The 6,400-nt window shown below is 67.2% G+C and carries 5 protein-coding genes; all 5 read left to right on the forward strand.

The window, feature by feature from the left end; translation table 11 throughout:
- The first annotated feature begins 81 nt into the window (after nt 1–81).
- Complete coding sequence (locus tag G3N93_RS08995; RefSeq protein WP_174938762.1) at nt 82–1,665, forward strand: Na+/H+ antiporter; 1,584 nt, start codon at nt 82–84, stop codon at nt 1,663–1,665.
- A 482-nt stretch (nt 1,666–2,147) separates the two neighbouring features.
- Nucleotides 2,148–3,281 carry a hybrid sensor histidine kinase/response regulator gene (locus tag G3N93_RS09000; RefSeq protein WP_206132827.1) on the forward strand — a complete coding sequence of 378 codons (1,134 nt, stop codon included), beginning with the start codon at nt 2,148–2,150 and terminating at the stop codon, nt 3,279–3,281.
- Between the two features lie 123 nt (nt 3,282–3,404).
- Complete coding sequence (locus G3N93_RS09005; RefSeq protein ID WP_174938761.1) at nt 3,405–5,081, forward strand: methyl-accepting chemotaxis protein; 1,677 nt, start codon at nt 3,405–3,407, stop codon at nt 5,079–5,081.
- Nucleotides 5,078–5,590 carry a chemotaxis protein CheW gene (locus tag G3N93_RS09010; RefSeq protein ID WP_174938759.1) on the forward strand — a complete coding sequence of 171 codons (513 nt, stop codon included), beginning with the start codon at nt 5,078–5,080 and terminating at the stop codon, nt 5,588–5,590. Before G3N93_RS09005 ends, G3N93_RS09010 begins: the two co-directional genes overlap by 4 nt.
- Nucleotides 5,587–6,400: protein-glutamate O-methyltransferase CheR (locus G3N93_RS09015; protein ID WP_206132828.1), on the forward strand; the 814-nt coding region annotated here is incomplete at its 3' end. The genes G3N93_RS09010 and G3N93_RS09015, both read left to right, overlap by 4 nt.

The raw sequence follows: 6,400 nt of genomic DNA on the forward strand, positions 1-6,400 counted from the left end.
GCCTCGTGATGTAATCGCGCCAAACTGCCGACCGGGGTACGACACCGGAAAGCGCGTATTCATTCTTCACGAGGTCGATTCATGTCTCCCGTCTCGGCATTCAAGCTGGTTTTGTTGTCATTCCTTGCGATCGTCGCGCTCGAGTGCATCGCCAAGCGGCTGCGGCTGCCACCCGCGGCCGCGCTGCTGATCGGCGGCATCGGTATCGCGTTCATCCCCGGCCTGCCGCCGATCAATCTCGATCCCGAACTGGTGCTGCTGGTGTTCCTGCCGCCGCTGCTGATGGACGGCGCGTACTTCTCGGTGTGGGAGGAGTTCAAGCGCAACGTCGGCGGCATCCTGCTGCTGGCGATCGGCGCGGTCGTGTTTACCACGTTCGCGGTCGGCTTCGCCGTGCACTGGGTGGCGCCGTCGCTGCCGTGGGCCGCATGCTTTGCGCTCGGCGCGATCGTGTCGCCGCCCGATGCCGTTGCAGCGAAGGCTGTGCTCGAGCGTGTCGCGCTGCCGCGCCGGCTGATGGTGCTGCTGGAAGGCGAGAGCCTGCTGAACGACGCGGCCGGCCTCGTGCTGTTCCGCTTCGCGGTCGTCGCGGCGCTGTCGGGCACCTTCAGCCTCGGCCACGCTGTCGTGGGTTTCGCGGAACTCGGGCTCGGCGGCGTGGTGGTCGGCATCGTGGTCGGCAAGCTGGTCGTGTGGTTCCTGAAGCTGCTCGACGACGACTATCTCGTGATCACCGTCGCGGTGATTGCCGGCTGGATCGCCTATATCGCGGGGGAAATGGTCGAAGTGTCCGGCGTGATCGCCACCGTCACGGCCGGCATGATCATCGGCTGGCATCAGCACGAGGTGTTCTCGGCGGCCGTGCGCACGCGCGGCACCGCGTTCTGGCAGGTCATCGTGTTCCTGCTCGAAGCGATGGTGTTCGTGCTGATCGGGCTGTCGCTGCGCGGTGCGATCCACCGGCTCGGCGGCTTCGAGCAGGTGCTCGCCACGATGGTGTCGCCGATGCTTGCGGTGCTGGCGGCGGTGATCGTGTCGCGCTTCGTGTGGATCTACGCGGTCGAGGCACTGAAGTGGCCGGTGCGCGGGATCGCGCGGCGCGGCGAAGCGCCCGACTGGAAGGCTGCGACGATCATGAGCTGGGCCGGGATGCGCGGCGTCGTCACGCTGGCGATCGCGCTGTCGCTGCCCGAGGCGATGCCCGGCCGCGACGTGATCCTGGTCGCGTCGTTCGCGGTGATCCTCGTTACCGTGCTGCTGCAGGGCACAACGATCGGGCCGCTGATCCGGCTGCTGCGCCTGCCGCAGCGCGAAGAGCGCGCGGCGCACCATCTGACCGAGCCGCAGACGTGGGCGTACATCGAAGCGGCGCAGCTCGCGGCGATCCAGCCGCTCGTGCGCGACGAGAACGGGGTCGTGATCCATCCGCGCCTGCTCGAGCAGTACACGTATCGTGCGGAATTGACCGAGCGGGCGAAGAACGAGCCCACCTATCCGGCGGAAGTGCGTGCCGCACACTACGACGTCGTGCTGGCCGCGATCAAGGCCGGGCGCACGGAATTGTTGCGCCTGCACCGTTCGGGCCACATCCACGACGAGATGCTGCACGCGCTCGAGCGCGACCTCGACCTGCAGGAAGTGTCCGCGCAGCACGCGCGCGGGTAAGGCCGTACGCCTTCGTCATACCGCGATCGAGCGGCCGGTGCCAACCGGCTCGAAGCGCGCCTGGGCCGATCGTTGCCCGGCGCGCTTTTTTCTTTTCCGCGCCTGCCGATTGGGCGGATTTTCATCCGGCCCTCAAATGCGACAGGCAGCCAGCCTTGCAGCGCATGCAAACCTTATCGTGCCGGTCTCGCAAACGTTATCGTCTTTCGAATCCGGAAATGATCTGATTTAACTGTTTCCGTCTCTTTCTGCATATTTGGCAAAACTAAACCGGATTGAGATAGATGCTGTGTTCTAATTTCATTTAGAATCAGCCGGTTATGTTTATTGAGAGAAAGGATGCGGAGGTAATGCGGCCGCCAACGGGGAGAAATCGGCGTCCGAAACCCAGCAAGGCGGTGCCGACAGGCCAATTCGGCGGAATCAGGCGGGGTTTTCAACCGCTGAAATAAGATAGCGTCCAAGTCTGATAAACAACTCCTATGAAAGAATCGATTGGAGAATCGGCGTTTGAAACTGTATTTATGAAAGAATCGAGCGGTGATAATGCCTCGGATTGTCTTGAATCGGGGTTATCGGTCCTTCTCGTCGACGATCAACCGTTCGTCGGTGAGGTGATCCGCCGCGCGCTGCGCAGCGAACACGACATCGACCTGCATGTGTGCACCGACGCGCACCGGGCGATGGCGGTGGCGCGCGACGTGAAGCCGACTGTCATCCTGCAGGATCTCGTGATGCCGGAGATCGACGGCCTCGATCTGGTCCGTGCGTGGCGCGCGGACGCCGGCACCGCTCGCGTACCGATCATCGTGCTGTCCGCGAAGGAGGAGCCGATCGTCAAGCGCGAGGCATTCATCGCCGGCGCGAACGACTATCTGGTGAAGCTCCCCGACGCAATGGAGCTGGCCGCCCGCATCCGCTATCACTCGAATTCTTACCTGATGTCCCGGCAGCGCGACGAGGCGCTCGATTTCCTGTCGCACGACATGCGTTCGCCGCAGACCTCGATCCTCGCGCTGCTCGACGTCTACCGGACCGAACACGGCGAGATGCCGGCGATCATGGAGCGCATCGCCGGCCATGCGCGGCGCGCGCTCGCGCTGGCCGACGGCTTCATCCACCTGACCCGCGCGCAGTCCGAGCGCCGCGCGCACGAGGTCGTGAGTCTCAACGAGATCGTGCTCGACGCCGTCGACCAGCTGTGGGAGAAGGCGGCCGGGCTCGGCAGCCGGGTCGCCGCGCACGTGCCCGATACCGAATGCGTGACGATGGGCGACCGCATGATGCTGACGCGCGCGGTCGCGAACCTGATCGACAACGGGCTGAAGTACGGCCCGGCCGGCACGGACGTGCACTGCACGCTGCGCAGCGAGGACGGTGCATGGCTGATCGGTGTCGAGGATACCGGCGCCGGGATCGCGCCGGAGCAGCGCACGGCCGCGACCGAGACGTTCGTGCAGCTCGAATCCGCACATGGCGCGGCGCGCGGCGGCTTCGGCCTCGGGCTCGCGTTCGTCCGTGCGACGGCGGCGCGGCATCGCGGCCAGATCCTGATGCGCAATACGGCGCGCGGCTTCATGGTCGCGCTTCGGCTGCCGGCGCAAGCGGAGCGGTGATTTCGCGGCGCGGCCTGCCGGCGCCGCGCTGCCCGCAGACCCTGATGCGCTCGTGGCGCGCCGTCCGGCGCGCAGGCGGGCGCGGATTTTTTCAACGCTGATTTTATAAAGCCCATAACGAACATGGCCACCGTGACGCCCCGCGCGACCAATGAAAGCCTGCATCCGACGATCGGCGCTGCCCGGCTGACGCTCGGCAATCGCATCCTGCTCAGCTTCGGCGTGCTGTTCGTGCTGATGCTGGTGACAGCCGGCGTGTCCTACGAGCGATTGCGCGCGATCAACAGTGAAGCCGTCAGCATCGAGCGCGACTCGCTGCCCGGCGTCTACCTCGCGTCGTCGCTGCGCGGTTCGGTCAACGAATCGTTCACGCTGCTGCAGCAGGCGACCTTCGTCGACACCGAGGCCGAAACCGTGCAGCGTGATCTCGCGAAGATCTCCGACGCGCTGAAGGACATCGAGTCGCTGTCGGTCGACTACCAGAGCACGACGTTCCGCGACGACGACCGGCAGCGCTTCGCGGCGTTCCGCGGTGCGTACGACCGCTACGTGCCGCTGCTGAACGAAGCCGTGCAGAAGAGCCGCGTGTCGCGCGAGGAGGCCGTCGCCGCATACGCGAAAACGCTGCCCGCGTGGACCGAGGTCGTGCGCAACGCGAACGTGCTGGTGCAGGAAAACCGCAAGTTCGCCGAGCAATCCGCGAAGCTGATCCGCGAATCCGTGCAGGACACCGAAGTCGTGCTCGCGGTCGCGGTCGCCTTCGTGCTGCTGTCCGCGCTCGGGCTCGGCTACGTGCTGTACCGTTCGGTGACCGTACCGATGGCGCGGCTCGTCGAGGTGCACGACGTGATGCGCACCGGCAACCTGACGCGCCGCCTCGACCTGCGCCGCCGCGACGAATTCGGCACGCTCGAGACGGGCTTCAACCGGATGGCCGACGAGCTGACCGAGCTCGTCGCACGCGCGCAGCAGTCGTCGCTGCAGGTGACGACGTCGGTGGCGGAAATCGCGGCGACGTCGCGCGAGCAGCAGGCGACCGCGAACGAAACCGCGGCGACGACGACCGAGATCGGTGCGACCTCGCGCGAGATTTTCGCGACGTCGCGCGACCTGCTGCGCACGATGAACGAAGTGGCCGGCGTGGCCGAGCAGTCGGCGACGCTCGCGGGCGTGAGCCAGAGCGGGCTCACGCGGATGGGCGAGACGATGCGCAGCGTGATGGACGCGGCCGGTTCGGTGAACGCGAAGCTCGCGATCCTCAACGAGAAGGCGCTGAACATCAACCAGGTGGTCGCGACGATCACCAAGGTGGCCGACCAGACCAACCTGCTGTCGCTGAACGCGGCGATCGAGGCCGAGAAGGCCGGCGAGTACGGCCGCGGCTTCGCGGTCGTCGCGACCGAGATCCGCCGCCTCGCCGACCAGACGGCGGTGGCGACCTACGACATCGAGCAGACGGTGAAGGAAATCCAGTCGGCGGTGTCGGCGGGCGTGATGGGGATGGACAAGTTCTCCGAGGAAGTGCGCCGCGGCATGCTCGACGTGCAGCAGGTCGGCGGGCAGCTGTCGCAGATCATCGCCGAGGTGCAGACGCTCGCGCCGCGCTTCCAGATGGTCAACGAAGGGATGCAGACGCAGGCGAACGGCGCCGAGCAGATCACGCAGGCGCTGTCGCAACTGTCGGAGGCCGCGCAGCAGACGGCCGAGTCGCTGCGCCAGTCGTCGCAGGCGATCGACGACCTGACGCTCGTCGCGAACCAGCTGCGCACCAGCGTGTCGCGCTTCAAGGTCGACGCGTGACGCGCGCCGACCCGCAGAACGGCGCCCACGCGCTGTTCCTGATGTTCGAGCTCGACGGCGAACGCTATGCGCTCGACGCGGCCGGCATCGACGAGGTGCTGCCGCTCGCGGTCACGAAGGCCGTGCCCGGCGCACCCGAATGGATCGCCGGGCTGCTGATGCGCGGCGGCCAGCCCGTGCCGGTGATCGACGTGCCGATGCTGGCGCTCGGGCGCCGCGCGCATGCGTTGCGCTCGACGCGGCTCGTGATGGTCCGCTACCGCGCGGACGAAGCGGGCGGCGAGCGCACGCTCGGGCTGATCGTCGAGCGTGCGACGCAGACGATGCGGATCGACCGCGCGGCGTTCCGGTCGAGCGGCATCTCGACCGCGCGCACGCGCTGGCTCGGGCCGGTCGCGAATACGCCCGATGGCGTCGTGCAGCAGGTATCGGTGTCCGACCTGATCGACGACGTAGCGCGCCTGTATCTGTTCGACGGCCTGCCGGGCCACGGGGGAGAGTCCGCATGAAAGAGTCCGAATCGCGATTTCGCGGCTGGCTGCTGCGCGAGACCGGCATCGACCCCGATTCGCTCGGCAACGATTTCCTGACCCGTGCGCTGACGGAACGCGTGCACACGCTGCAGGCGGACGGCGAGCGCCTGCCGTCGGCGGCGCGGCTGCCCGTGACGCAGGACGCGCTCGACGCCTACTGGCAGCAGCTCAACGCGTCGGCCGATGAAAGACGTGCGCTGATCGAGCTGTTCGTCGTGCCCGAGACCTGGTTCTTCCGCGACCGCGAGGCCTTCGCGACGCTCGTGCGGCTCGCGACCGAACGGGTCGCCGCGCTGCCCGGCCGGGTGGTCCGCGTGTTGAGCGCGCCGTGCTCGACCGGCGAGGAGCCGTATTCGGCGGCGATGGCGCTGCTCGACGCAGGGCTCGATCCGGCCAGCTTCACGATCGACGCGATCGACCTCAGCGCGCGCGCGATCGAGCAGGCGCGGCTCGGCTGCTACGGGCGCAATGCGTTCCGCGGCACCGCGACGGAGTTTCGCGCGCGGCACTTCACGCCGACCCGCGACGGCTGGCTGCTCGACGAGCGCGTGCGCGCGTGCGTGCAGTTCAGTCAGGCCAACCTCGTCGAACCGGCCGTGGATACCGGCATTCGCTACGATTTCGTGTTCTGTCGGAATGTGCTGATCTACTTCGATCGCGACGCGCAGGATCGCGTGATCCGCTCGCTCGACGAGCGTCTGGCCGATGACGGCGTGCTGTTCGTCGGGCCGGCCGAAACGGGCGTCGCGATGCGGCACGGGATGCGCTCGGCGCGCGTGCCGCTGG

Origin of the sequence: Burkholderia sp. Se-20378 (assembly GCF_017104665.1) — a bacterium.
Lineage (GTDB): Bacteria > Pseudomonadota > Gammaproteobacteria > Burkholderiales > Burkholderiaceae > Burkholderia > Burkholderia lata.